This window comes from Klebsiella sp. WP3-W18-ESBL-02, from assembly GCF_014168815.1.
GTDB classification, from domain to species: domain Bacteria; phylum Pseudomonadota; class Gammaproteobacteria; order Enterobacterales; family Enterobacteriaceae; genus Kluyvera; species Kluyvera ascorbata_B.
On sequence record NZ_AP021972.1, the window covers coordinates 5,017,549 to 5,040,997 of the forward strand.

At 54.7% G+C, this 23,449-nt stretch carries 30 protein-coding genes; 10 read left to right on the forward strand and 20 right to left on the reverse strand.

The window, feature by feature from the left end:
• Together H7R56_RS24015 and H7R56_RS24020 are read left to right on the forward strand one after the other, a co-directional pair.
• Positions 1-806 (forward strand): IS5 family transposase gene (locus H7R56_RS24015; protein ID WP_171763699.1). Its coding sequence is split into 2 segments (ribosomal slippage): positions 1-351 and positions 354-806, totalling 804 coding nucleotides; the frame shifts between segments, so codons are not numbered across the junction.
• Between the two features lie 42 nt (positions 807-848).
• Positions 849-1,133 (forward strand): metallophosphoesterase family protein, encoded by a 285-nt coding sequence (locus H7R56_RS24020; RefSeq protein ID WP_182928436.1) that lies wholly within the window; start codon positions 849-851, stop codon positions 1,131-1,133.
• A gap of 112 nt (positions 1,134-1,245) precedes the next feature.
• Here H7R56_RS24020 and H7R56_RS24025 read toward each other — a convergent pair whose 3' ends face one another.
• Together H7R56_RS24025 and H7R56_RS24030 are read right to left on the reverse strand one after the other, a co-directional pair.
• On the reverse strand, positions 1,246-1,494 hold the full coding sequence (locus H7R56_RS24025; protein ID WP_024264602.1) for an ogr/Delta-like zinc finger family protein: 249 nt from the start codon (positions 1,492-1,494) through the stop codon (positions 1,246-1,248).
• Positions 1,495-1,533: 39 nt separating this feature from the next.
• Positions 1,534-2,571: a contractile injection system protein, VgrG/Pvc8 family gene (locus tag H7R56_RS24030; RefSeq protein WP_369718623.1), complete on the reverse strand. Its 1,038-nt coding sequence runs from the start codon at positions 2,569-2,571 to the stop codon at positions 1,534-1,536.
• Between the two features lie 252 nt (positions 2,572-2,823).
• Here H7R56_RS24030 and H7R56_RS24035 point away from each other — a divergent pair, with 252 nt between their 5' ends.
• Genes H7R56_RS24035 through H7R56_RS24060 form a run of 6 tightly spaced genes read left to right on the forward strand, consistent with a single transcriptional unit; the run spans position 2,824 to position 8,504 of the window.
• Entirely contained in the window at positions 2,824-4,005 is a 1,182-nt protein-coding gene (locus tag H7R56_RS24035; protein WP_071010106.1) for a phage tail sheath subtilisin-like domain-containing protein, read from the forward strand.
• Entirely contained in the window at positions 4,006-4,521 is a 516-nt protein-coding gene (locus H7R56_RS24040) for a phage major tail tube protein (protein WP_021312596.1), read from the forward strand.
• Positions 4,522-4,569: 48 nt separating this feature from the next.
• Positions 4,570-4,887 carry a phage tail assembly protein gene (locus H7R56_RS24045; RefSeq protein WP_021312597.1) on the forward strand — a complete coding sequence of 106 codons (318 nt, stop codon included), beginning with the start codon at positions 4,570-4,572 and terminating at the stop codon, positions 4,885-4,887.
• A gap of 5 nt (positions 4,888-4,892) precedes the next feature.
• Positions 4,893-5,048 (forward strand): GpE family phage tail protein, encoded by a 156-nt coding sequence (locus tag H7R56_RS24050; RefSeq protein WP_032424037.1) that lies wholly within the window; start codon positions 4,893-4,895, stop codon positions 5,046-5,048.
• The gene (locus H7R56_RS24055; protein WP_071010111.1) at positions 5,035-8,001 is read left to right on the forward strand and encodes a phage tail tape measure protein; all 2,967 of its coding nucleotides are present in this window, start codon (positions 5,035-5,037) and stop codon (positions 7,999-8,001) included. Before H7R56_RS24050 ends, H7R56_RS24055 begins: the two co-directional genes overlap by 14 nt.
• A gap of 14 nt (positions 8,002-8,015) precedes the next feature.
• The gene (locus H7R56_RS24060) at positions 8,016-8,504 is read left to right on the forward strand and encodes a phage tail protein (protein ID WP_071010104.1); all 489 of its coding nucleotides are present in this window, start codon (positions 8,016-8,018) and stop codon (positions 8,502-8,504) included.
• 154 nt (positions 8,505-8,658) lie between these two features.
• Here H7R56_RS24060 and H7R56_RS24065 read toward each other — a convergent pair whose 3' ends face one another.
• From H7R56_RS24065 to H7R56_RS24145, 17 genes are all read right to left on the reverse strand, one after another.
• Positions 8,659-9,255: a tail fiber assembly protein gene (locus H7R56_RS24065; RefSeq protein ID WP_071010102.1), complete on the reverse strand. Its 597-nt coding sequence runs from the start codon at positions 9,253-9,255 to the stop codon at positions 8,659-8,661.
• Positions 9,255-10,307 (reverse strand): phage tail-collar fiber domain-containing protein, encoded by a 1,053-nt coding sequence (locus H7R56_RS24070; protein ID WP_071010100.1) that lies wholly within the window; start codon positions 10,305-10,307, stop codon positions 9,255-9,257. The genes H7R56_RS24065 and H7R56_RS24070 overlap by 1 nt, the downstream gene beginning before the upstream one ends.
• Positions 10,297-10,911: a phage tail protein I gene (locus tag H7R56_RS24075; protein WP_071010098.1), complete on the reverse strand. Its 615-nt coding sequence runs from the start codon at positions 10,909-10,911 to the stop codon at positions 10,297-10,299. The genes H7R56_RS24070 and H7R56_RS24075 overlap by 11 nt, the downstream gene beginning before the upstream one ends.
• Positions 10,904-11,800 carry a baseplate assembly protein gene (locus H7R56_RS24080; protein ID WP_071010095.1) on the reverse strand — a complete coding sequence of 299 codons (897 nt, stop codon included), beginning with the start codon at positions 11,798-11,800 and terminating at the stop codon, positions 10,904-10,906. The genes H7R56_RS24075 and H7R56_RS24080 overlap by 8 nt, the downstream gene beginning before the upstream one ends.
• Positions 11,787-12,155: a GPW/gp25 family protein gene (locus tag H7R56_RS24085; RefSeq protein WP_021312601.1), complete on the reverse strand. Its 369-nt coding sequence runs from the start codon at positions 12,153-12,155 to the stop codon at positions 11,787-11,789. The genes H7R56_RS24080 and H7R56_RS24085 overlap by 14 nt, the downstream gene beginning before the upstream one ends.
• Positions 12,152-12,727 carry a phage baseplate assembly protein V gene (locus H7R56_RS24090; RefSeq protein WP_182928437.1) on the reverse strand — a complete coding sequence of 192 codons (576 nt, stop codon included), beginning with the start codon at positions 12,725-12,727 and terminating at the stop codon, positions 12,152-12,154. The genes H7R56_RS24085 and H7R56_RS24090 overlap by 4 nt, the downstream gene beginning before the upstream one ends.
• Positions 12,724-13,362, reverse strand: coding sequence for a phage virion morphogenesis protein (locus H7R56_RS24095; protein ID WP_071010091.1), 639 nt, complete (start codon positions 13,360-13,362; stop codon positions 12,724-12,726). Before H7R56_RS24095 ends, H7R56_RS24090 begins: the two co-directional genes overlap by 4 nt.
• Entirely contained in the window at positions 13,355-13,825 is a 471-nt protein-coding gene (locus H7R56_RS24100) for a phage tail protein (protein ID WP_048249702.1), read from the reverse strand. Before H7R56_RS24100 ends, H7R56_RS24095 begins: the two co-directional genes overlap by 8 nt.
• Positions 13,826-13,926: 101 nt before the next feature.
• Positions 13,927-14,139, reverse strand: coding sequence for an Rz1-like lysis system protein LysC (locus H7R56_RS24105; RefSeq protein ID WP_182928438.1), 213 nt, complete (start codon positions 14,137-14,139; stop codon positions 13,927-13,929).
• A complete protein-coding gene (locus H7R56_RS24110; RefSeq protein ID WP_077271196.1) occupies positions 14,036-14,473 on the reverse strand; it encodes a DUF2570 domain-containing protein in 438 nt (145 codons plus the stop codon). Before H7R56_RS24110 ends, H7R56_RS24105 begins: the two co-directional genes overlap by 104 nt.
• Positions 14,470-15,015, reverse strand: a complete 546-nt coding sequence (locus H7R56_RS24115) for a lysozyme (protein WP_071010086.1) — start codon at positions 15,013-15,015, stop codon at positions 14,470-14,472. The genes H7R56_RS24110 and H7R56_RS24115 overlap by 4 nt, the downstream gene beginning before the upstream one ends.
• Positions 14,999-15,301, reverse strand: a complete 303-nt coding sequence (locus H7R56_RS24120; RefSeq protein ID WP_045292875.1) for a hypothetical protein — start codon at positions 15,299-15,301, stop codon at positions 14,999-15,001. Before H7R56_RS24120 ends, H7R56_RS24115 begins: the two co-directional genes overlap by 17 nt.
• Positions 15,292-15,492 carry a tail protein X gene (locus H7R56_RS24125; RefSeq protein WP_071010084.1) on the reverse strand — a complete coding sequence of 67 codons (201 nt, stop codon included), beginning with the start codon at positions 15,490-15,492 and terminating at the stop codon, positions 15,292-15,294. Before H7R56_RS24125 ends, H7R56_RS24120 begins: the two co-directional genes overlap by 10 nt.
• Entirely contained in the window at positions 15,492-16,016 is a 525-nt protein-coding gene (locus tag H7R56_RS24130) for a head completion/stabilization protein (protein WP_063857865.1), read from the reverse strand. Before H7R56_RS24130 ends, H7R56_RS24125 begins: the two co-directional genes overlap by 1 nt.
• Positions 16,017-16,114: 98 nt before the next feature.
• Positions 16,115-16,972 (reverse strand): phage terminase small subunit, encoded by an 858-nt coding sequence (gpM, locus tag H7R56_RS24135; protein ID WP_071198711.1) that lies wholly within the window; start codon positions 16,970-16,972, stop codon positions 16,115-16,117.
• 45 nt (positions 16,973-17,017) lie between these two features.
• Entirely contained in the window at positions 17,018-18,067 is a 1,050-nt protein-coding gene (locus tag H7R56_RS24140; RefSeq protein WP_058651655.1) for a phage major capsid protein, P2 family, read from the reverse strand.
• A gap of 23 nt (positions 18,068-18,090) precedes the next feature.
• Positions 18,091-18,927, reverse strand: coding sequence for a GPO family capsid scaffolding protein (locus H7R56_RS24145; protein ID WP_071010077.1), 837 nt, complete (start codon positions 18,925-18,927; stop codon positions 18,091-18,093).
• Positions 18,928-19,086: 159 nt separating this feature from the next.
• Between H7R56_RS24145 and H7R56_RS24150 the strand changes: the two genes are divergently transcribed.
• Positions 19,087-20,817 carry a terminase large subunit domain-containing protein gene (locus H7R56_RS24150; protein ID WP_087731401.1) on the forward strand — a complete coding sequence of 577 codons (1,731 nt, stop codon included), beginning with the start codon at positions 19,087-19,089 and terminating at the stop codon, positions 20,815-20,817.
• Positions 20,817-21,875 carry a phage portal protein gene (locus H7R56_RS24155; protein WP_071010073.1) on the forward strand — a complete coding sequence of 353 codons (1,059 nt, stop codon included), beginning with the start codon at positions 20,817-20,819 and terminating at the stop codon, positions 21,873-21,875. The genes H7R56_RS24150 and H7R56_RS24155 overlap by 1 nt, the downstream gene beginning before the upstream one ends.
• Positions 21,876-22,323: 448 nt before the next feature.
• Here H7R56_RS24155 and H7R56_RS24160 read toward each other — a convergent pair whose 3' ends face one another.
• Positions 22,324-23,436, reverse strand: coding sequence for an XRE family transcriptional regulator (locus tag H7R56_RS24160; RefSeq protein ID WP_061357491.1), 1,113 nt, complete (start codon positions 23,434-23,436; stop codon positions 22,324-22,326).
• Positions 23,437-23,449 lie beyond the last annotated feature (13 nt).

Here is a 23,449-nt window from a genome sequence, read left to right on the forward strand (position 1 = left end):
GTGGCGGGCAACAAGTGGCAGATCAGTGATGGACTCTGGGAGAAAATGGCTCCACTCATCCCGGAGCATAAAACTCAACACCCGCTGGGTACGCACCGCAAGCGGGTTGATAATCGCGCTGCAATGAACGCCATTTTCTTCGTACTCAGGACGGGCTGCCAATGGAATGCGCTGAATGCCACCGGTATATGCTCGTCAAGCTCTGCTCATCGCCGATTTCAGGAGTGGCGAGATGCTGGAGTATTTGAACGCTTCTGGCAAAATGGGTTGCTTGCTTGCGAACAGTTGGACTCTATTGACTGGTCGTGGCTGTCGATGGATGGTTGTATAACCAAATCACCGCTGGCAGGCTCAAAAAAACAGGCAGGAACCCTACAGACCGGGGGAAACAGGGCGTAAAGCGCAGTCTGATGACTGACGGGAACGGGCTACCGCTTGCACTGGTTGTTGCCGGAGCAAATACGCACGACATAAAGTTGGTTACGGATACGCTCGATGCCCTCCAGACGGGCAGACCGGGCAAGAGGCTCCGGTTGTGCATGGACAAAGGGTATGAAGCGGAATGGCTGGAATCGTATCTGAAAAGTCGTCGCTATGAACCTCATATCCAGTCACGAAAGGATGAGTCAGAGGCCATCAAATACACGGATTTTAAGGCTCACCGCTGGGTTGTAGAGAGAACACACAGTTGGATGAATCGCTACCGCCGTGTCCTGACTCGTTGGGAGAAGAAGGTCGAGAATTATGAGGCGATGCTGCATTTTGCCTGTGGTGTCATTGTCTGGAACAAAACCCTATTGGGATAGGCTCTAAGAGAGCACAAAGCAAAAGAAAATGTATTTATATTTATGCATATTAATCCTGTAGCGCAAACTCACTTTGCCGTTGAATGCGATCAACTCCTTTCTCTACTATCAGAATACAAAAATGTTAAAGCTGTATTCAATGGTCACGACCATGACCATGACGAAGTGTTAATAAAAAATGATATCCCATTTGTATTTGATGGTCACTTTGGTGGAAGTTGGGGAACTGATTATCATGGATTTAGGATAGTAGAAGTAGATCAGGATAATACTATAACCACATATATGATGGATCCTTCAAAAAAAATCAAAAGCTCATCCTTATAATAATATCTTACTAATTTTTCGATTAGACATTGAATTAATAGAAAACACCCTGCCAGCGTACCGCTCACAGGGTGGGGCGACCATCTCCTTGGCCCCGTCATTTGGCGTAGCGTTAGAGGGCTAGATTTAGCTGATCCTTTCCATAGTGAGACGCCGGGAAGGCATCGCGGGGGATAAAGTCAGGCGGTAACGGCGCTGTACCTGCGCGTTTTGTTACTTCCCTTTCCACACTGTTAAGCGTGGTGAATGACCGGCTACATTCCAGATTCTGACACTGGTGATATTGACGGATTGTCATATCGGTTATTTTACGGCTGGTACGGGTGCGGGCCATAGCGCCGCAGAATGGACATCTGAACATAATGATGGCTCCCCTGTGGGAGTTGAACTCCATTTCATTTTATTCAGTTTCCGCTATCCAGTCAGGTATTTTTGCTTCCAGCTCCAGCCGGGTGGTAAAACCGCTGTCGTCTATGACGTGCTCAGCACGCGCAATGATCCAGTCCTGATTATCTATTTCATCCTTAAAACCGCTAACCGTCACGTGCATTTCCGGGTAAAGCTCAGCGCGGCCACTCGCCAGGGTGATCGAAAACTCTGCCGCGCCACGCTGAAGCTGCTGCCACTTTGCCGCCGCCGCACGTTTCGCCGCCTCTTCATTCTGGTAGGTTTTGCGCAGCACATAGACGTTACCGTCTGCGCCCTCCATGTAATCGCCCTCACGGCTGCTGCTCTTCTCTTTTTTGGGCTTTACAGACTTGCGGCGCTTAACGCTGACCTTTTTCTTTTTACCGAAATTGAGATCCAGCCAGTAAGCCCTGACGCCGGTATACGCATCCCGATCGGCAATACGAAAGCGGTGCCGGTCGCCACTGGTGCGGTCAATGCTGGCAGAAGGTAGCGCCTTTCCGTCAGCGGTCAAACCACCACCCGGCAGAATAAACAGCAGACTGCCGTTCTTGACGGTGGCAATTGCACCCAGCATTTCCGCCATGCGGGTAAGGAAAGACATATCGCTTTCCTGCGTCTGGTCGGCGTGATCAATCTCAATATCCATGAGCATTTCACTGATCTGCGCCTTCAGTCCGTATCGGTGCGCTATTGCCGACACAACGCGCTCAACGGTCACGTCATGCCATGAGACTTCGCGCTTTACGTTGAATTCTTCACGAAAATCAGCGCTGCGGGCAGTAACGCCAATGGTATCTGCCGGGCCTTCGTGGGAAACCTCGTCAACCGTGTACAGCCCCTTGTAAATCAGCGGTTCACCCAGCCAGCCAAATGATACGGCAAGCTCAGCACCACGCGGCGGCAGTGCAACCATGCCATCACTGTCATCAATGGATATTGACAGCTGATCGGCATCAAAACCCCGATTGTCCGTCAGTGACAACGACATGATCCGATCATCAAGCTGCGTCAGTACCTTGCCACCCATCGTAATGCTGAATCCCGGACTTTTTACTGCCTCGGTCAGTGAATCGTTATAACTGCTGCCGGCGTCGTTAAGTGATTTAGTCAGGTCTGTAAGTGCCATGCTTTCCCCCTTCTTCCGGCGAAGGATCCCACGCGCGCGGGAGAGACCAAATCGGTTTTTGTTGTCGCCGTCCGGCCAGACCCGCAATAGCGTGAGTAGCGTTCAGACATGAGGGATTATCACTGCGAACTCAATAACGTAATGGTGGCTAACATGTCAGAGACACGTTTCCACGGTGTACGCGTCCGGGAGAATACCGACCTGGTGACGGCCATCAATGACATTGAATCTAGTGTCATTGGGGTCGTTGCCGTGGCGGATGATGCCGACGCGGAAACCTTTCCCCTGAATACCCCCGTGTTGCTGACGCGGGTTAACAACGTGCTGGGTAAGGCGGGTAAAACCGGCTCCCTGTACAAAACACTCAAAGCCATCGCTGACCAGACCAGTCCGAAGGTTATCGTTGTGCGCGTGGCAGCAGCCACGGAAGAGGAAGGCAGTAAAACGCAGTCGCAGCTCATCATGGGTGGCACGGCAGAAGACGGCAGCTATACCGGCATGTACGCGTTTCTGACTGCCGAGCAGAAGGTCGGCTATCGTCCGCGCATTCTGGCTGTGCCGGGCTACGACACGGAAGAAGTGACCTACGCGCTGTGCGTCATTGCACAAAACCTGCGCGCGTTTGTTTACGCCAGTTGCTATGGATGCAAAACGATGGCTGAAGCCACCGCATATCGTGCGACCTTCGCCTATCGCGAGCTAATGCTTATCTGGCCTGATTTCATCGCATACAACCCGCAGACAGGAGAAAACGAAACCTTCCCTGCCCCGGCCTATGCCTGCGGCCTTCGCGCTCTGATTGACAACAATCAGGGCTGGCACAAATCGCTTTCCAATGTGTCGGTAAGCAACGTGCTGGGTATTTCACAGGATGTTTTCTGGTCGCTTCAGGCCGAAGACAGCGACGCGAACGAACTGAACAACAAGGAGATCACGACGCTCATCAAGCGTAACGGTTTCCGGTTCTGGGGCAACCGCGTTACAGACACCAAAGATTATATCTTTGAGGTTTATACCCGAACGGCACAGATTCTGGCTGACAGTATCGCTGAGGCGCAATTTGAATCAGTGGACGAACCGCTGACCCCTGCCAACGTTAAGGACGTGGTCAGCGGCATCAGCGGCAAACTCAATTCGCTGGTGACGCAGGGGCGGCTAATTGGTGCTGAATGCTGGTTTGATATCCTGGATAACCCGACAACCGGTCTCCGTCAGGGTCAGGTACGCATTCGCTATAAATACACACCGGTTCCGCCTATGGAAGATCTGACGCTCTACCAGACCTTCACGGACGAGTATTTCGAATCGGCGTTTTCTTCCCTGGGAGGTGCATAAATGGCGGTTCCTCACAAACTGCGCCTGTTCACCTGCTTTGTGAACGGCAGCAACTGCATCGGCAAAGTCTCTTCCGTGACGCTGCCAAAACTGACCCGCAAGACTGAAGACTTTCAGGGCGGCGGGATGATTGGCTCCGCTGCGGTGGATCTCGGTCTGGACAGTGGCGCACTGGATACCACGATGGTAGTTGGCGGTCTGGTTCAGTCGTTACTGCTGAATTACTGCGGCGATATCGACGAAACCCGCTTCCGCTTCGCCGGTGAATATTACACCGATGGAGAAAGCCTGCTGGTTGAGGTCGAACTGCGCGGCCGCATCACCGAAATGGACGGCGGCGAAAGCAAGCAGGGAGAAGACACCTCCGTCAGCTACACGATGAAGAACACCTATTACAGGCTCACCATCGACGACAAGCCGATGTTTGAGTTTGACCTGCTGAACTTCATCTACAAGAAAGACGGCAAGAATATCTACCCTGACCGCATTACATCTGCGCTGGGAATGGGTAACTGATTAATCTGATAAGTGGCGGTACAGCCGTGCCGCCCGGAGTATTAAACAATGAGCAAAAAAAACGATAACGCCATTACGCTGGTAAAACCCGTTGTTCGCGGCGATGAGAAAATTACTCAGGTAACGATCACGGATGAGATCAAACAGGCTGGCTCCCTACGCGGGCTGAAGCTGGTTAACGTGATGAATATGGATGTGGATTCGGTGGCGGTACTGCTGACCCGCGTCACGTCACCGCGCCTCAAACAGACCGAAATCAATGAAATGGATACCCGCGATTTCGTCAGCCTGTCAGAAGCGCTCGTCCCTTTTTTGACACCTGCGGGGTCTGGAGCATCGAACGAGGCGGAGACGGAGAATCAGTAACACTCCTGCGGTTCGACCTGATCGACGATCTGGTCGCTGATATCGCGGTTGTTTTCAACTGGCCGCCCTCTGAAGTCTTCACGATGGAACTGGGCGAAGTCATAGCCTGGCGTGAGCGGGCGGCTGTCCGAAGTGGAGCCAGTGACAGTGAAAAGCCTTAATATCCGCGTCGCGTTCAGCGCGATCGATAAACTTACCCGCCCGGTCAATGCCGCCCGCCAGAGCGCGGGCGGTTTGTCAGAATCCCTCAAAAAAACGCAATCCAGCATTAAAGATCTGGACAGCCAGTCCCGCACGTTCAACCGTCTGCGCGACAGCGTGCAAAAGACCTCCCGCAAAATTGACGAAGCCAGCCGGACGCTTGAAGGGCTGAATCAGGCGCAGCGGGAAGGTACACAGCTTACAGACAAGCAAAAAGCACATATGGCAGCGCTGGCCGCAAAGCTGGAGCGCCTTAACTCTGCACGCACGCAGGAAATGGTTAAGCTGCGTGCTGCCTCACAGGCGCTGCGCAGCCACGGCGTTTCGCTGGTCGGCAGCGATCGCACCATTCAGAGCGCGATACGTCGAACCGAACAGTACAACCAGACGCTGGAGCGGGAACGGCGACAGCTTGCCGCTGTCACACAGGCACGGGCGCGCTATGACCAGATGCAGCAAACAGCGGGTAAACTTCGCGGCGGTGGCACGATGGCCGTTGCCGGGGCCACTGCTGCCGGTTACGCAGCGGGACGCTTCTTATCCCCCGCAGTTGGGTTTGACCGGGAAATGTCCCGCGTGCAGGCGCTGACCCGTATAGACAAAAGCTCCGTTGACTTTTCCGCACTTCGTGAACAGGCCAAAAAGCTGGGCGCTGAAACGCAGTTCACCACGACTGACGCCGCCAGCGGGCAGGCGTTTCTCGCTATGGCCGGTTTCACTCCGCAGGCCATTCAGGCCGCACTGCCCGGCGTGCTCAATATGGCGCTGGCCGGTGGTATGGATTTAGGCGAAAGCGCCGATATCAGCTCAAATATTCTGTCTCAGTTCCGTCTCGATCCCAAAGAAATGGATCGCGTCAGTGACGTACTAACGGGGGCGTTCACCCGCACCAACACCGATCTGCAAAATATCGGTGAGGCGATGAAGTACGCCGGGACAGGTCTTTCCAGTCTTGGCGTCAGCGTCGAACAGACAACAGCCATGATCGGCGTAATGGCGAACGTAGGCCTGCGCGGTAGTATCGCCGGTACAGGATTACAGGCCGCGTTTTCACGCCTTGCCGCGCCAACCGGCAGGGCAAAAACCGCCCTCAAGGAACTGGGCGTAGACGTTGCTGACGCCACGGGGAAAATGCGCCCTGCTGAAGAGGTTCTCACTGAACTCTATAAAAAGATCAGCAAGTACGGCGATACCGACAAGCTCTCTTTCTTTAAAGATATCGCCGGTGAAGAGGCGTCAAAGTCATTGCAGGCACTGGTTATGTCAGCCGGGAGTGGGGAACTCCAGAAGTTGCTGGAAGCACTGAAAAACGCCAAAGGTGAGGCGCAGAAGGCCGCCAAAATAATGGCGGATAACCTTGATGGCGATCTCAAAAATCTGGACAGCGCCTGGGAAGGCTTCCGCATCCAGATTAACGATCTCGTCGATAATCAGCTCCGCGCCCTGACTCAGGGACTGAGTGACGTTGTGGGGAATATGACGCAGTGGGCGAAGGAAAATCCGAAGCTCACCCAATCTCTGCTGGTTGTCGGTGGTAGTGTTCTGGCACTGACCGCCGCCATTGGTGGCACATCGCTGGCGGTCGGCCTGCTGATGGGGCCGCTGGCTAAACTTCAGCTAGGTTTTACCCTACTGACGGGGGGCAGAGGCATAACCGGAACGGTTGCCGCTCTGCGAACACTCGGCACGGCTTCCGGCCCGGCAATGGCAAGCGTGCGCGGATGGGGGCCAGTTCTCGGCTCATTAGCAGGGAAAATGCGGGGAGTTTCAACCATCATACCCGCTATGCGTGGCGCACTTATGGGGGTATTTCTTGCGCCTGGTGCCGCGCTGGGCGCACTGACCAAAAACCTCGGAATGCTTGCACTTCGCCTTACGGGTTTTACGACCATATGGAGCATTATCACAACTGCTGTGTCTATGCTGGGTACTGCGCTGTCACTGCTGTTGAGTCCGATTGGCCTGATAGTAGCGGCGTTTGTTGCTGCCGGGGTTCTTATCTGGCGTTATTGGGAGCCTCTTAAAGCATTTTTTGCGGGTGTATTTACCGGCATCATGGAAAGACTGGCCCCGTTATGTGAGACCTTCGCGCAGTTTAGCCCTATCTTTGATGCGATAAGCAGCGCTGTTAGCCAGGTCTTTAACTGGTTCAAATCTCTGCTTTCCCCGATGGAGTCCAGCAAAGAAACACTGGATAAATGCGCCAGCGCCGGTGAGGTGTTCGGCAATGTCCTGGGCGGTGCGCTCCAGCTTGTCCTGGCTCCCGCAAAAATGCTGCTGGATACATTAGCCTGGATCCTTGAAAAGCTCGGTGTTCTGCCTGATGAGGCCGAAAAAGCCAGAAAGAAGATCGAAGACGCACAGCGCATGGCTGTTCTTCAGGACAAAGTCGCCCTTCTTCAGGGAGATATCGCGAAGGTTGCACCGAAAAAAGTTGAGGTGAATAACGTTCCGCCTGGCGCACCGCAACCCACATCACCGCTAACCGGCGATAACGGCACTATGCGCAGGTTGCAGAGTATCGACAGCAACACCAAAACGACAGCCGACAACACGAAGAAGATCGGCCCCGGCGATATCGTGTTTAAAAACCTGCCTCGTGCGCTGGCCGTTCGTGGGGAATGGAAGGAATCGCAGCTGGCCAGCACAGTCAGGAACAACGGGTTAAGCGCACGCCCCGCAGTGGTAGCGGCATCGCTTCCCGTTAAACAGGCTGAACTTCTGCCAGTCAGCCGCAGCTCCAGCAATATACCGGTTGCCACTGGTGGCTTTACGGGAGAAATCCACGTACATCTTCACGGCGTTGACCGGCAGGACGCGCGCGAAATTGGCCGGATTGCCGCCGACGCAGTGAATGCCGAAATGGCCCGCCTTGCGCGGCTCAATCGCGGCAGCTTCAAAGACAGAGATTAAGGGGAAGCAACATTATGATGATGATATACGGGATGTTCGTTTTTGAACTGAAGACGCTGCCTTACCAGCAACTTCGCCACTCGCTGAACTGGCGCCATGTGAAGAATGATCGCATCAACCGATCGGCAAAATGGCAGTACATCGGCGCGGGGGAGACGCAGATCAACCTTGACGGGGTGCTTTACCCTGAAATTACGGGCGGCGACGTATCTCTTACCGTTCTGGCAACACAGGCATACACCGGGCGTCCCTGGCCTTTAATCAGCGGTGCGGGGCAGATTTACGGTATGTATGTGCTGACCGGGCTACAGGCCACGCATACGGAATTTGACCGCTACGGGAAGGCGAAAAAAATTGAGTTTTCAATCAGCTTTCAGCGTTGTGATGAAGACCTACGCGAACGCCTGCAAGCGTCGTCCATTGGCGACCTGCTTTCAGGTTTGAAGGATAAAGCCACGTCCGCCTACAACTCCGCCAGCAGTACGCTGTCTGGCCTGTTCTGACGGTATCCATATAAAACTAAAGCGGGCATTTGCCCGCTTCATCTTCCGTAACACACCGCCATAACTGACCGTGCTGCAGCACCGTTAAAAATGATCATACTCGATACACATGGCCAGCACAGTTAAAACTGGCAGTGCGTGCCGGAATGCAGACTTATTCTGGCTTATCCGGCCAGGTAATGTCTGGCGCTTTCGACGTATCAACAACCTGCACAGCTTTGATGTATTTCATCCATGCTATCAAGCTGGCTTTGTCTTCATCGCTGATAATGCCTAACTGTAGTTCGGTCTGCCATAGGCTGATCGTTGTTTGTGCCTCTGCAAGTAACGCAGCCTTCTGTTGCTCCGCCGCTTCCACATCCGCTGCGTGCTGCGCTTTCGTATCCGTCACCCACTCGCTGCCGTTCCATGTGTCGTAAGGCGTTGGCGGTGCAAGCGTAGTGGTGTCATTTGGGTAATCACCGGGGGCGGAAATAATCACCGCTTCACCTGTTTCAGTGCTATATACCGTTTCTCCACGGTGATCAGCTACGTATTCCCAGGCGGTAAAATCCGCTGACCGGCAAATAGTGAAATCTTCTTTACTTTCACCCGGCGCATCAGTGCATGAGTTAGCGGGAATTCCAACCCCAACGGCCAGGTATTCAACGGATGAGGAAAGATACTCGCGCGTTTCGCCATCGTAATTAAACACGGTAATATCACCGGCCACTATCGCAATAAAATTGCTGTTTAATTTTGCCTCTGACATTATGCAGCCCTCACGATGTAGTTAAATGCAACGTTGCGCGGCCTGTTTTCAGACGCCACAGGAACAATGCGAGAGGCATCAAAAAATATTTTTTCACCCTGAGAAGGATTCAAGCCACCTGTTCCGCCAACACTCGGTGCATCTAATATGAAAGAGCCATCCTCATAAATTCCCTCATTGGCATTTTTGCCATTATTATAGAATGCTCCTGTTGACTTACCGTTATAGGGAACATCAAGCGACTGCTCTCCCGTGATATTGCGAATAGCATCGTTCTGAGCCGTCAATAAAATGCGCCCGCTGTCAGTGCCGCGCCCATCATCCCAGCCACGAACAAACTCACCTCGCAGATCCGGCAATTTCCCGGTGGAATAGACTTTCGCCAGTTTCGGATATTTGGCGGTATCAAACGTTGCACCATTACATTTAAGCCAGCCGCTCGGAGGCGTCGCCTGCGGCCACGGAAGTGGGAATCCAACTGGGATATATGTATCAATATCCGTCTCAAGCAAATACTGCGTATGGGGATCACTGGCAGCTACATGCGCGGCCAATTTCTGATCTACATAAGCCTTAACCTCAATAACGGCATCATCAACATATTTACGGGTTGCCAGTACCACGGACGGATCGATTTTCAGCGTTATAGCTTCGGTGCTGCTGACAATCAGGATCACGCGAATCACCTGCACGCGCCCGCTGCCTTCCTGCAACTGTGGTTTATAAGTCTCTGCACAGTTGGCAACCGCAATCATATCGCCGTCTTTATCAAACAGGCCGATCTCACGGATCCACCATCCGCCCACATCTTCCGGTATGACCTGTTCCGCAATGATCTGATTGGTGTTAACCGGGTCAATAGTCAGCATATTCAGTTGCGCACGGCGCAGCTCATGCGTCAGCGCGGTCTGTGCCGGGTTCGGTGTCGGCAGCGCGCCGTTACCATCGCCTACGGCCATCTGGGTGATCTCAACCTGCGCACCCAATGCCGTGGCGTTTGCCAGTTTTGCCGCCCCGATATTGGTTAACAGGGCAAAATATTTAGTCGCCACTTGCGATCTCCACGGTATCAATTAAATGGACTGCCGCGCCGGTGTAGTCGCCACCGCCCACGGATATGGTTTCAGGAAAATAGGGGTAAACGGTCAGCGTATCGCCGATATAACATCCCGCCCCGACTTCGATATACCCCTGCGACTGAAGCGAAAGGGACAGGCCAGTCAGGTGACGACTTCTCGGCTTGGCATCGTCAATAAGGCGCTCAAGCTCAAGATAGGTTTCCTCCGTAATCCCCTGTTCCTGAATACCGATTTCAAGCCTGAAGGTTCCCGGTTCTTCGCCGCTCTGCCACCACTCGATCACGCGCAGCAGAAAGCCGAAAGGTTCAACGACGCGGCGCAAAGCGGAAATAGTGCCCTTCTGACGGTGAACCAGCCAGGAGGCTTTAATTACCTGCCGTTTAGTCTGTTCTGACCAGTTCTTATCCCAGCGGTCAACAGACAGCGCCCAGGCGAGATAAGGCAGAAGATCAGCGGGGCATTCGTCCGGATTCCACAGCTTACGCAGATCAACAGGAATATCGGTAAGCCGTTCCGTCACCGTCTCCGTGCTGCGCATAAAGCCGCTGGCCGAAGGCGGCAGCATGTTGTTATTCATCGGTGCCCCCGGCCTCAATCGTGAATGACTCACACCGCGCCGCCTGCGTATCGGCGATCACAATATCGCTGGCAGGCTCCAGCAGTTCCACCCTCTGCACGCCCTGAACATGCAGCGCCGCCATAATAGCTGAGCGGGCAACGTCACGCCCAATCTTGCCCTGTTGATTCAGCCAGGACTGAAGCGCGTCCTGCGCGGCGATATGGATAGGTTCAGACTCAGGGCCGGGGTAGAAATACAGCAGCGCATTGATCTGATAATTCACGATCTCTGCCGCCTGAACGGTCAGACGATCGGCAACGGGGCGCTTATCATCAGCAGACAGCGCCTTATCCACCGTCGCCAGCAGTTCCGCGCTGGCGGTGCCGTCACCTTCGGTAGACAGTACAGAGACCACCACCACGGCGGGCGACGGGCTGATCGCTTTAGCGTCCGCCACTTTGCCGCTGGCACTTTTGGCAAAATATTCATATGCGCCGGTTGGCCCCGCCACGCTCAGCCCTTCAAACGCAGCCTGTGCGCGCAAACGCAGTGCGGTATCGCTTTCCGTTACTGCGTCAGTGGTTGCCGTCTCCGGGGTGATGATCAGACGTTCGGTATTCAGGTTGCCCGCGAGATTATCAAGATCGGACGATACGGCATGACTCAACATGCACGCTGCCGCGCCGTCATTAATCCGCTGCCTGAGCATCATTTCACGGTAGGCAACCACCTGGGCGATCACGTTCAGCGGTTCGGATTCCAGCTCCAGCGCGGCGGCAACGGATGCCTGCTGTTCCTTGGGGAATGCCGCCAGCATGACGGCTTTGACCTCGCTGAGAATGACTTCAAAGTCCAGCACTTCGATAATTTGCGGCTGCGGTAGCTGCGATAAATCAACTGTTGCCATTACTGCCACTCCTGAGCGTCAGCGCACTGCCTGCCGTCTGCATGGTTTCGGTAATAATGCCGACCAGTTCAGCGGTGACAGCACCATCCTTTGAATAACTGATATTGATGCCGTTCAGGGCAATACGCGGCTCCCACATCGTCAGGGCGATCACCGCCGCACTCATACATTGCAGGCGCGTCACTTCGTTTTGCGGTTCATCCAGCAGATCGGGGATCATGCTGCCGTAATCCCGCCGCATCACCCGGCTTGCCAGCGGCGTGGTCAGTATGTCGCGTACTGAATTCCACAGCTGATCGGTATCGGTAAGCTGGCCCGTGCCGTCCGGGTTCATGCCGGTATAACGAACAGTCATAGCGGTGCCCCTGTAGTGCCGCCGCTGTCGCCAGGGTGTTTGTGCGTGTGCAGGACCTTGCCGTTTGACGAAAGCGATCCGTCAGAATGAGTCACATCACCCTTCATCGTGCCGCCTTCCGTCAATTCGAACGTCCGCGTTTTCAGATGGTCGGTGCATTCCACCAACGGCGTTTCAAGCGTGACGCTGGCAGAGGCTTTGATATGTGCTGTTTTCATGCCTTGGGCTTCCAGCGCGCTGGCCTCCGCGTCATAGCGTAAAGAGGCACCGTCTGGCGCTGTCAGCACAATCTCTTTCAGACTGCTGCCCGGCGCAGGGTTGTCACTGCTGTAGAGACTGCCGATAATGACCGCCGTTTCTGGGTTGCCACCGATACAGCCCAGCCAGACCTGTTCACCCACGGAAGGCGGCACCCATATACTGAATGCCCCGGCGTGCGTGGTGTTCCAGCGCAGCCAGTCGGTCTGAAGTTCGCCGCTTTGCACGCGCACGCGCCAGCTCTCTTCATCAACGGCAATAACGACGCCGACACGTAGGATATTTTCCAGCAGGCGGATCAGTTCAGCGCTCATCGTGCGGCACTCCCCAGGCTGTTAACCATCTGTTCCGTAATCATCCGCTCATCGCCAGCGGTAAAGCCCAGCAGCTCACGCACCGGATATTTAGCAAAAGCACCGGGCCCGACCTGATCGCGCAGGCCGTACTGGTGCACACGCGCAATGCGCGCGGCTACGCCGTCATAACCCACGGAAGTGCCGCCAGCATCAGCGCGCATTTTGAGAAAGCGATAACTGCGCAACCGCTGAAACATCGGCACCTTCTTCGCAGTGCTGCGGCGCACTGAGCGCGTATTGATCTCGATGTAACGCTCAATATCGCTGCGGTAAAACGTGCGAATATCGTTGCGCTCTTCGTCAAAGCCGGTAATGGTGCGCCCGTATTTCCCCCGGCCTCCATGCCAGTTTTTCAGGCGGCGGATCTCACCCTGCCAGACAAACACAATACCCTGCTGAGAACGCAGCACCCTGCGGCGTCGGGCAGGATACGGCGAACCTTCGGGGTTTTGCTGTGCTTTGATGCGCTGCTGCTGGCTCTTTCGCAGTGCCTGGCCAACCGCGCGGGCGGTGCGAACACGTCCGGCCTGAGAGGTGCCCGCGAGTATGTCGTTGAATACCTGATCCAGCTCACGGAAGAGATCGTTACTCATGCGCGTCAGCCTCCCACGTTACATCTTCAAAGATGGTGCTCCAGTCGCCGTCCGCTGACGGTATGCGCGGTTTAGGTTCCGGTAAATGCTCCGCCCTGGGGATGCCTTTTGCGTCCAGAGTGACCTTTACGCGCTCGTGCAGCGGCATTTCAAAAAGAATGTCGGCGGTATCGTCGTTGTTGATAAGGGTCGTAAATTTAACGTTCCGGTTCTTCTCCGGGTTCAGCAGCAGATCGGGCTGGTTGTGCCAGAGCCATGCCATTAACGGCAGCGTGAAATCATCAATATCACCGGCAAAGTTCATTACAAACAGCACCAGGGTATAGCGGTACATAAACGATGGCGTTTCGCCGGTCGTCTCGATATTCCCTTCTTCCACAAAAACGGTGAAGGCTTCAGGATTGGCCCTGCACCATTTGTTAGCGCGGGTCAGGGTCTCGCGCAGTGAGTCAGCTTTCAGCATGGTGATACCTTCTTAACGCCCGAAACGTTCAATCGCGCCCGCAATGATCAGCAGATAAATAAGCGTCCAGTAAGGGTGAGCGCTCAGGTAGTCGAATAATGTCATGGTGTAGCCCTCGCGTGGTCAGTCAGTCTTTTCAGGCGGCGCAGATCGAGATCGGCTATCGCCGCCTTATCGGCGTTGCAGGTATCCAGCGCATCGCGCAGGCGATCACTCCAGATAGCTATTGCGCCCCACGTTACCAGGGCGGTCAGTTCCGGCGCTGGCGTTGCTGCCGTCAGGCTTTCCGGCACCGGTTCGTGCACGATTTTCATTTGCGGCTGCGGCGGTACGGTGTTGCAGGCTGTTACTGACAGAAGCAGGCACAACAGTACTGGCACACGTATCGTCTTTGATGGCATCGCGCATGTTTTCACGTCGCTTATCTCCCTCGGCGTTTCTTTGCTGTTCGGTTGCCCGCAACTGTGCAAGGACTTCGCGGGCGTCAGCAGTCAGCGCCCGCAGCTCATCCAGCACCTCACCATTACTCTTCACCTCGCGGGAAAGTGCTTCATTGCGGACGGAGTCTTTACCGCGTTGATGTGTCTGCCAGAGCAGGCCACCAGAGGTCAGCACCAGTAGCGCACATAAAATGGCTGTAATCTTCACTTAACAGCCTCCACGTCACGCAGGCACCACGCCTTAAAATCCGTTCTCCGGTTAACCAGCCCCTGGCTGCGTTTACCGCCGCTGTTCACAAAGTCCGTCAGCCGGTTACACATCGCCTGCCATTCATGCGCCTGCGCCTTCTTCCAGATGGTCGTGCGCTGCTTTCGCTTCTGGCTGTCCGTGAACCACATCAGGCCAGTACACCCCACATTAAGACTGGCATCCGTCATGGCCTCAAAGGCGGACTGTGGCATATGCCCGCCTTCAAAATTCTGGTTAATACAGTTTTCAGCGTGCCGCATATCGTTAATCCATCGACCGGCGATCTCGCTGTCACTGTACTCCCGCTTCTCAACGCGCCCCGTCGAACCAATTCCGACCGTGAGCACGCCAGCCGTGCAGTAGTAGGGCGTATTCCGGCAGTCTTCCCAACCAGCAATCTTCTGCTGGCCTTCAGGCGTGGTGCGCAACGCGCCCGTACTCAGCGTGATACCCAGCGCAACAATGGCCGCAATGGAGCATTTTTTAATAAGCTGTTTCATCTTCCGGCTCATTCTGTTGCAGAAGGTCAAGCGCCCGGCGCTCTGACTCACTCATTTGCCTGTGTTCTGCCTGCTCAAGGATCTGGTTAATCAATTCGTTTCGACGCTTCTGCCCACGTTCGATGCGGGCGCGATAGAGCCATCCACGTGCACCAAAAACCATCCCGACAAGAAGACCGGCCAGCGCAATCTTTTCGCTCAGTGTCATGACGCCGATACTCGTGACCATCGCTGACATCGTGAATGTCAGCCAGTCATTCAGGCGCTGAAAGAAACTTAATCCCATAGCTGCACCATCTCCTGTGTCGCTTTGTGCGCGATTTCCGGCAGTTCAATCTCCTGACCGGCATCAAGAAAAACCTGCTGGCTCAGTCCGGGATTGGCAGATAACACTTTTTCGGTCACGCCCTGCGTGTTGCCGTAGTGACGCCAGCAAAGCAAATCCACCGTATCCCCCTGCAATGCCTTCACTTTCATCAGCAAAGCTCCGCATAGAGTCGCGGGGTGTCGCGAATGTCAGCGATACTCCAGCGGGCATCCCGCCAGAGATCATCCCGTTGCAGGTCAAGTGCGGCGGCGTCTTTGTCGCCTTTCGCCGTGGTATCAACGTCGCGATAGCCTTCAAGTACCAGTGCCCTGGCAATCGAATAGACTGCGCGGCGGAAGCGGTACACCTTCACGTTTTCACCGTTGATAACCAGCTTTTCCGTATCACCTGACGGCAGGACTGAAGGCACATCTTCCAGCGTGTGAAAACCTGCTTTGACCTGACCGGCACGCCAGTCAAGCAACTGCGCGGTGACATGGGCTACCGCTTCCGTGGTGACGTGCATCAGCCTGGACGTGGTGATGCCGCCAGTGATGCGCGCGGCCAGACGGAGATCGGCCAGTTTAATCACCGGCCAGAAGTCCCCGGCACTGACGGTGGTATCACCATCATCAACATCGGGCGTATCGCTGTCGGCAGGCAAAACGCGCTTATTTGCCACAAGGCTGCTCATGCGCTTATCTCCCATAAATCAGGCGGTGGGCGGGTGGTTAAAAGACCGTATACGGGCAGATATCCACCCGCGCCGCCTGTCGGACGGGGCCGAAGTCGTTAATTCTTTTTCTGGCTGGCAGGCTTGCGTTTTGTCGCTTTGCCTGTTGCCGTCTTAGTCGTGGTTTTACGCGTCGTCGCTTTACCTGCTGCGCTGGCGGTGGCGCTTTTTTCAGGGACGGGATCAGCAGTACCGTCAGTTTTGTCGGTGCTGGCCGAGTCACCTTCACCCGTGCCGCTATCCGCAGACAGCTTCTTAACTTCACGGGCAAGCGTTGCGATCTCTTTTTTCACCCCGGCGTTGGGGTTGCGCGTCAGCGCCTCACGGAACAGCGCCAGCGCTTCCGCTTTGGCCGTGATATCAGTCGCGCCACGGCGGGCAAGTCCACGGGCCTTGCACAACTTGGCGCGCACCACATCCGGCATATCACTGTCGGCGACAATTCCCGCCACTTCGTCAAGCACTGCGATACCGGACGACAAATCAGCGTCGGCATCAGCAGCCGCGAGCGTCAACAGTGGCTTGCTCATTTCTTCAGTCAGGAAGGTCGCTGCCGTGCGGTTGAAGTTATCCGGCAGCGTCAGCCCGTGGCGTACCACGTAGCGCCCCAGCCTCAACGCAAGCGCATAGTCACGACAGTCAATCGCCCAGACCATCAGCCTGGTAATGACTTCATCCTGCCGCCCACTGTCGCCGTCGAGCGTGCCTTCAATCCATCCCTCGTATTCAGGCAGCATGGATTTCTTCATTTCGGCTTTGGTTTCTTCGGACTGCACGCCGCTGAGGCGGGACAAGTCCATACGCAGGCGATGCAGAATTTGCTCATGCGCGGTGCGCTGGATATCGGATTCTTCATCCGCCTGGCCCCGGCGTTCTGCCATGACCTTCTGAAAATGTCGTTGTGCCGGTGTTAACATCGTCACTTCTCCCCGTCATGGCGGGGCAATGCCCCGCCGCTTCTGTCACTCGCCTGCCGGTTCGGCCTGGGCGAACTGAATGCCGTCAATGAACGCAACATTGCCGTAGTCTTCAATGACGAAGTCATCGTTTGACGACTGATACGTTGCGACACGGTTGTATTCCGGCTCTTCTTTGATCGTCCGGCGCAGACCGCCACGCTGGTAGTACACCGACAGGTTTTTGAACGGCGTGATCAGCACGCCATTTACCGGGAAGTAAGGCGCGATAAAGGTCGGCATATTGCCTACGCGCTCCTGCGCGACAATAAGCTGACCGGCCAGCATTTCGGTATTCGGGTTGGTCTGGCTTAAGGCGTTGATGGCCGAGAAATTGCTGCTCGTCAGCAGGTCGCCCGCCAGAATCACCACGTTATCCGGGTTACGTTTGTGCCATTCATCCATCAGGCTGTTTTTGGCGTCGTACACCGCAGCGCCAATGTTGCCGTAGGTGCCTTTTGCGACAATCTTGTTATCTTCATCGCGCGAGGTGATCGTTACATTGGAAATGACGCGGTGCGGCGCTTCCTGGCGGATTTTTTCCAGCCAGCCAATGCCACAGTCCTGCAACAGCGGGTTAGCGGCACGGTCAGACGGGTCGCTGTACTTCACGCCGTTAAAGCCAATCATGATGCGGTCAAGCGACATCTGGCGGGCCATAGCCTTACTGATCAGCGGCTGGAACTCCGGCATGTGGGCCCACGCATCAAGCTGTTCATAACTGATGCCGTAGTCATAGTTGACCTTGCGGCACATGTAGTCGAACGGCTCCATTGAATGATTTGAGCCAGGGTTGCGACGACTGGTAACACTGTTGTTTACGCCAGCCATCGGGCCTTTGCTGCCGATCAGGACTTTCTGACCGATCTGCTGGTTTACGCCAAACACGTTAATTTTGCTCAGGAAAGAATCATCCTGCTGTGCGGCCTGTTCAAGGCGCTGCTGACGCGTCGGATCTACGGCAAATTTTGCAGCGACAGCGGCGGTTGATACGCCGTTGAGCTGTGCCTGCCGGGCGATGTACTGATCAAATAGCTGGCGGGTATTGTTATCCATGTTCTCTGCTCTCTTTGTGAATATCAGTAATCAGCCAGTTGCGCGTTAGCGCCACCGCTCGCGGGTTCCCGCTGGCTGAAATTGGCGTCTGTGCTGCCCAGCTTGCTGGTCAGCGCGGCAAGGTCGGAGGTCAGCTTCTGAATGGCCTGGCTGTCCTGCTCGCGGGCGCGGCTCAGGTCGTTGAAGCTGTCCAGCAGATCGGCATGGGACTGGGCGACGTTCTCCACGGCGTCACGCACCTGGCTGAATTGCTCACCATCAGATTTACGGCCTTTGCCGATAATCCCCATGACGCGCGCGAACCACTGTTTACCCTCATCGCTGCGCTGCTCAGCCAGTTCGATGATTTCTGCCTCAATGGCATCGGTGAACAGCGGGGCTTCACCCTGCTGATTGTTGAAGGACATAACCTGCTGACGCTGCTGCGCGGCAAACTTCAGACGCTCGGTGCCGAGGCTTGCCGGGGTATCGGTCATCGCCAGCCCCATCACATACGCCTTGCCGTTAAGCGCAAACTGCGGGTGCAGTTCTATGCTGGAGTAAATTTTCTTACCTTCCTCCGTCAGCTTCTTCATGCGCTCAGAAGGTTCAATCTCGGCGTAAAGCGCGGTGCGTCCGGCGAGCGGACCTTCGCTAATATCTTCAGCACTCAGCGCCGTCACATCCCCCATCGCGCCGAAATCACTGCCGGGGAAAGGCGAAAGATAGTGCTCCACGTTGACGCGTGCGCCGTACACGTCCGGGCTGTAGTTTGCTGCTGCATCACGAAGGTGCTCAGGGCGAATTTCACGCCCGTCAACGGTGGCACCGGAGACGGCAACGCGGAATTTCTTACGGGCTGGTTTAGCTGCGCTAGCCATGTCGATAATCCTGTTGAGTGGTTTCTGTACGGCCATGATGGCAGAGCGTAACTTGCTGTCTCAACGAGGTTTTGTTGTCGGAGGAAGGCCAGACCATAAAGGGGGCGATAGCGGGATCGCGCGCGGGGTAATCTTCACTCCATAAACGGTGGAGGGCAGATGATACAGGACGCTTTTGTACGTCAGAGGGCAAAACAACTTTACTGGCAGGGCTACCCGCCAGCGGAGATCGCGCGTCTGATGGGGATTAATCAGAACACAATTTACGCCTGGAAGAAACGCGATGAATGGGATGAAACGCCGCCCGTCCAGCGCGTCAGCCAGTCGATGGATGCGCGCCTCATCCAGCTTACGGATAAGAAAGACAAGACCGGGGGAGACTTCAAGGAGATTGATCTCCTGACCCGGCAACTGAAAAAGCTGTCTGACGGACAACCGGCAGGGGCCGGCACGGGCAAAAAAACGCGCAAGCGCAAGCTGAAAAATCACTTCACCGAAGAACAGATAGTCGCGCTGCGGGAGAAAATACTTGATTCGCTTTCGTGGCATCAACGCGGGTGGTATGAGCAACGCCACCACCGAAACCGCATGATACTGAAGTCCCGCCAGATTGGCGCAACCTGGTACTTTGCACGCGAGGCGTTGTTGGATGCGCTGCGCGATGATGTGAAATACCCGTACCAGCGCAACCAGATATTTCTGTCTGCATCCCGCCGCCAGGCTCACCAGTTCAGGGGATTCATTCAGAAGATGGCGGAAGAGGTGGACGTTGAGCTTAAGGGCGGTGACAAAATAGTACTGAGTAACGGCGCAGAGCTGCATTTCCTCGGCACGTCCGCTGCAACAGCGCAGTCATATACGGGCAACCTTAAGTTTGACGAATTCTTCTGGGTCAGCAACTTCACCAACCTGCGAAAGGTTGCAGGCGCGATGGCAACGCTGAAGGGGCTGACGCGTACCTACTTTTCCACGCCGTCAGGCGAGACCCATGAGGCCTACCCGTTCTGGACGGGCGATCGCTGGAATGAGAAACGCCCGAAGGCACAGCGCAAAGCGTTTGATGTGGGCTGGAAAACGCTGAACAGCGGGCTGTTATGCCCGGATAAAACCTGGCGTCAGATTGTCACTTTGAAGGACGTGATAGACCACGGCTGGGAATATACCGACCTTGAAGAAATTCAGGATGAAAACAGTGAGGATGAATTCCGCAACCTGTACATGTGCGAGTTCGTGCGCGATGGCGAGTCAGCCTTCAACCTTAACGCCCTGATTGGCTGCGGGGTAGATGGTTACGACGAATGGCCGGACTGGAAACCTTTTGCGTCCAGGCCGATGGGTAACCGCCCGGTCTGGATAGGCTATGACGCCAACGGCAGCAGCGGCAACGGTGACAGCGGCGCGATTAGCGTTGTGGTGCCGCCACTGGTGCCGGGCGGTAAATTCCGCACGGTGGAAACGGAACAGGTGCGCGGCCTTGAATTTGAAGAGCAGGCGAAAGTTATCGAAAACTTCACCTTCAAATACAACGTGCAGCATGTCGGCATCGACGTGACGGGCGGTAACGGTGAGGCCGTTTACCAGATAGTGAAGAAGTTCTTCCCGATGGCAATGCCCTACACCATGTCAATGACGTCAAAGCGCGCCCTTGTGCTGAAAATGCTACAGCTGATCCGCGCCGGTCGCTGGGAATATGATCGCAGTGAGCGTGCCCTGATCAACGCCTTTAACTCTGTTCGCAAGGTAAAGACGCCTGGCGGATTCATCACCTATGACACTGACCGCTCGCGCGGCGTCAGCCACGGTGATTTAGCCTGGGCGAATATGCTCGCCATTATTAACGAACCGCTGGGCCAGGAGAGTGGCAGCGGCGGGTTTGCTATGGAGTTCTGATGAAGAAGCGCACCTACAAAAACAATCACACTGCCAGCAGTGGCGGTGCCGGACAGCCTGATATTTCTGACGCGCTCAGAAGCGATCCTGCGCTCAGCGCCTTCACGTTTGACGGGCCATATTCGGTAACAGACGGCTATGATCTGCTGGACAGCATGTGCTGCGTCGATAACGGCCGGTACTACGAGACGCCAATAGACTGGAAGGGGTTAACCCGTGCGTTCGCGCAATCCCCGCTACATCAGTCGGCGCTTTACTTCAAACGCAATGTGCTGACCGGGTGCTATATCCCTCATCCGTTACTCTCGCGGCAGGCCTTCTCTGCGTTTGCGCTGGACTGGTTTGTCTTCGGCAATGCCTATCTTGAGCGTCGCTCTAATCGCCTGGGAGAGCCGCTCAAACTTAAGCATGTTCCGGCGCTGAACACGCGACGGGGAAGCGATCTTGATACCTACTGGTTTATCCGGCAGTGGAAAGATGAATATGAGTTCAAGGCGGGCGAGGTCTGCCACATTATGAACCCGGACATTCATCAGGAAATCTACGGTATGCCGGAATACATGGGGGCGCTTCTGTCCGCCAGCCTGTCACATTCCGCCGATAAATTCCGCAAACTCTATTACGACAACGGCTCCCATGCCGGATGTATTCTCTATGTCGGTTCGGAGAAGGTGGATCAGGAAAGCATAAAGGTGGTTCAAAAAACGCTGTCACAGGCCAGAGGGAAAGGCTCCTTCAAAAACGTCCTGATCCACGCGCCGGGTGGCGGCAAAGACGGCGTGCAACTGTTGCCGTTCAGCCAGATATCGGCAAAGGATGAGTTTCTTAACATCAAATCAGCAACGCGCAACGATTTGCGCGACGCGCACCGCATCCCGCCGCAACTGATGGGCGCAATGCCGGAAGGCAACGGATCGCTCGGTGATGTTGAGAAGGCCGCGCGTGTCTTCGCCATCAACGAAATGTTGCCCGTGATGGAAGCAATGAAGGGCGTCAATGACTGGCTCGGTCAGGAAGTGATCCGCTTTAATCCCTACGCTCTACTCAAAGACGAGTGACCCGACCCACCCGCCGCACATCCTGCGGCGGTTCTCCTTCAGTTATTTTCAATTCACGTATGACCGGCCACCACCTGAGCACCACTCTGCACAACCTTTAACCCCCGCTCACTCAGAGCGCATGAGCGCCATTCTGGCAGGCGCAATCTGCATTTTACCCCGCACATATCCAGAAGTGAGAAAACGCGCGGAGAAGGCGAAAAAGGCCGGAGAATGGCAATTAAAGGCATCACCTCCCGACCCTCCGTCGCGTGGGCTGTTCCCCCGTCACCTACGCGCGACATTTGCTTCGTTTTTTGTGCACTTGCCGATCCGGGGGCAGACCGCGCCACCACAGGGCGGACAGGGCATAAACAGCATCAAAAAAATTGTGCAAATTTGTGCACTATTGTGCAGACATTTTCTAAAAAAAATCCCGCCGAAGCGGGATTTTTCATCACAGCGATTTTTAAGCAGTTTTCATTCGATACGCAAACATTGAAATTACATTCTCAGAGTTCACACATGACGCAGAAACCAAAGTGTCATCATTAGCAAGTTCTGCGAGCATCGTAGGGGTTATGCTCAAACGCTGGGCTAATGTTTCGATATCCACGGACAAATCATTTAACAGGCATTTCATTGCTTTACTGAATAGTTCTGGCTTCTCACAAGGGATCAAATAATCTTCTTTCTCATCAATAGCCTCACCCTTTCGCTTGAGACCAAAAAAGGCGGTTTTGTATTGAGCGTCAGTCAAAAGCCCAAGTTGATGTGCTCTATAAATGATCGCGGCCTTACTCACTTTCCACGTTAATTTAAACTGGCTAAGACCTTGCCAGTCGATTCGACCACCAATCGGACGTGGAAAATATTTCGCCATAGCTGTTCTTGGCAAAAGCAATGCAGACGCGAAGCGGTTAGCCTGCGACTCAGTAGCCCTGTCTCCAGTAGAGACCCCCTCATGTAAAATTAAATGTGCAACCTCGTGAGCGATATCAAACCGCTGACGGCAGGGTGACTTTTTAGCTGTATTCCTTACGATAAATGGGCGGCTCAAAGGAACAGAAAGAGCATCAACATCGTCAGAAACAGAATCAAAAGAAGTGACAAACGCTCCCAGCTTTTCAGCAAGACGAGTCATGTTATCGATCGGCCCAAAACCTAGCCCCCAATCAGTCCGGCACTTCTCCGCTGCTTTTTCGATATCCTCTTGAGTATCCACCTTCAGTTCAGGAAATCTTACTTGCGGTAACTCCAGATACTCTTCAAAAATTTCAATAAGTCGTCGATACAGCTCAGCTTTGGCGAGAGTCGCCATTTTTGTGGCGACTCTCGTAGAACTACGCTTGCGGAAGTGAACGATCTCTTCATTTACAGGAGACTGCCATTGCTCTTCAAAAAAATGAGGCATCACCAGCAAGACGGCAGCTAATTTATTCGCAAGCTCGGGTGTTGGAACAGCCGTGCCGGATTCCAGCCGCTGAATATACTGGCGGGTCTTATCGACCCGCTCAGCTACTTGCTCCAGTGATAGCTCGTGATACAGACGAGCCAATCTTAAATTAGAACCGTTAAACACTTTTCACCTTCTA

What these genes read in the sequence shown, in the direction of transcription:
- H7R56_RS24145 (WP_071010077.1), bottom strand. Translation starts at nt 18,927, where the DNA reads ATGGCTAGCGCAGCTAAACCAGCCCGTAAGAAATTCCGCGTTGCCGTC.
- H7R56_RS24025 (WP_024264602.1), bottom strand. Translation starts at nt 1,494, where the DNA reads ATGTTCAGATGTCCATTCTGCGGCGCTATGGCCCGCACCCGTACCAGC.
- H7R56_RS24100 (WP_048249702.1), bottom strand. Translation starts at nt 13,825, where the DNA reads ATGCTGAAAGCTGACTCACTGCGCGAGACCCTGACCCGCGCTAACAAA.
- H7R56_RS24080 (WP_071010095.1), bottom strand. Translation starts at nt 11,800, where the DNA reads ATGGCAACAGTTGATTTATCGCAGCTACCGCAGCCGCAAATTATCGAA.
- H7R56_RS24140 (WP_058651655.1), bottom strand. Translation starts at nt 18,067, where the DNA reads ATGGATAACAATACCCGCCAGCTATTTGATCAGTACATCGCCCGGCAG.
- H7R56_RS24090 (WP_182928437.1), bottom strand. Translation starts at nt 12,727, where the DNA reads ATGAGCGCTGAACTGATCCGCCTGCTGGAAAATATCCTACGTGTCGGC.
- H7R56_RS24030 (WP_369718623.1), bottom strand. Translation starts at nt 2,571, where the DNA reads ATGGGTGGCAAGGTACTGACGCAGCTTGATGATCGGATCATGTCGTTG.
- H7R56_RS24095 (WP_071010091.1), bottom strand. Translation starts at nt 13,362, where the DNA reads ATGAGTAACGATCTCTTCCGTGAGCTGGATCAGGTATTCAACGACATA.
- gpM (WP_071198711.1), bottom strand. Translation starts at nt 16,972, where the DNA reads ATGTTAACACCGGCACAACGACATTTTCAGAAGGTCATGGCAGAACGC.
- H7R56_RS24040 (WP_021312596.1), top strand. Translation starts at nt 4,006, where the DNA reads ATGGCGGTTCCTCACAAACTGCGCCTGTTCACCTGCTTTGTGAACGGC.
- H7R56_RS24105 (WP_182928438.1), bottom strand. Translation starts at nt 14,139, where the DNA reads ATGAAAATCGTGCACGAACCGGTGCCGGAAAGCCTGACGGCAGCAACG.
- H7R56_RS24035 (WP_071010106.1), top strand. Translation starts at nt 2,824, where the DNA reads ATGTCAGAGACACGTTTCCACGGTGTACGCGTCCGGGAGAATACCGAC.
- H7R56_RS24020 (WP_182928436.1), top strand. Translation starts at nt 849, where the DNA reads ATGCATATTAATCCTGTAGCGCAAACTCACTTTGCCGTTGAATGCGAT.
- H7R56_RS24150 (WP_087731401.1), top strand. Translation starts at nt 19,087, where the DNA reads ATGATACAGGACGCTTTTGTACGTCAGAGGGCAAAACAACTTTACTGG.
- H7R56_RS24085 (WP_021312601.1), bottom strand. Translation starts at nt 12,155, where the DNA reads ATGACTGTTCGTTATACCGGCATGAACCCGGACGGCACGGGCCAGCTT.
- H7R56_RS24075 (WP_071010098.1), bottom strand. Translation starts at nt 10,911, where the DNA reads ATGAATAACAACATGCTGCCGCCTTCGGCCAGCGGCTTTATGCGCAGC.
- H7R56_RS24155 (WP_071010073.1), top strand. Translation starts at nt 20,817, where the DNA reads ATGAAGAAGCGCACCTACAAAAACAATCACACTGCCAGCAGTGGCGGT.
- H7R56_RS24130 (WP_063857865.1), bottom strand. Translation starts at nt 16,016, where the DNA reads ATGAGCAGCCTTGTGGCAAATAAGCGCGTTTTGCCTGCCGACAGCGAT.
- H7R56_RS24120 (WP_045292875.1), bottom strand. Translation starts at nt 15,301, where the DNA reads ATGGGATTAAGTTTCTTTCAGCGCCTGAATGACTGGCTGACATTCACG.
- H7R56_RS24065 (WP_071010102.1), bottom strand. Translation starts at nt 9,255, where the DNA reads ATGTCAGAGGCAAAATTAAACAGCAATTTTATTGCGATAGTGGCCGGT.
- H7R56_RS24060 (WP_071010104.1), top strand. Translation starts at nt 8,016, where the DNA reads ATGATGATGATATACGGGATGTTCGTTTTTGAACTGAAGACGCTGCCT.
- H7R56_RS24045 (WP_021312597.1), top strand. Translation starts at nt 4,570, where the DNA reads ATGAGCAAAAAAAACGATAACGCCATTACGCTGGTAAAACCCGTTGTT.
- H7R56_RS24125 (WP_071010084.1), bottom strand. Translation starts at nt 15,492, where the DNA reads ATGAAAGTGAAGGCATTGCAGGGGGATACGGTGGATTTGCTTTGCTGG.
- H7R56_RS24115 (WP_071010086.1), bottom strand. Translation starts at nt 15,015, where the DNA reads ATGAAACAGCTTATTAAAAAATGCTCCATTGCGGCCATTGTTGCGCTG.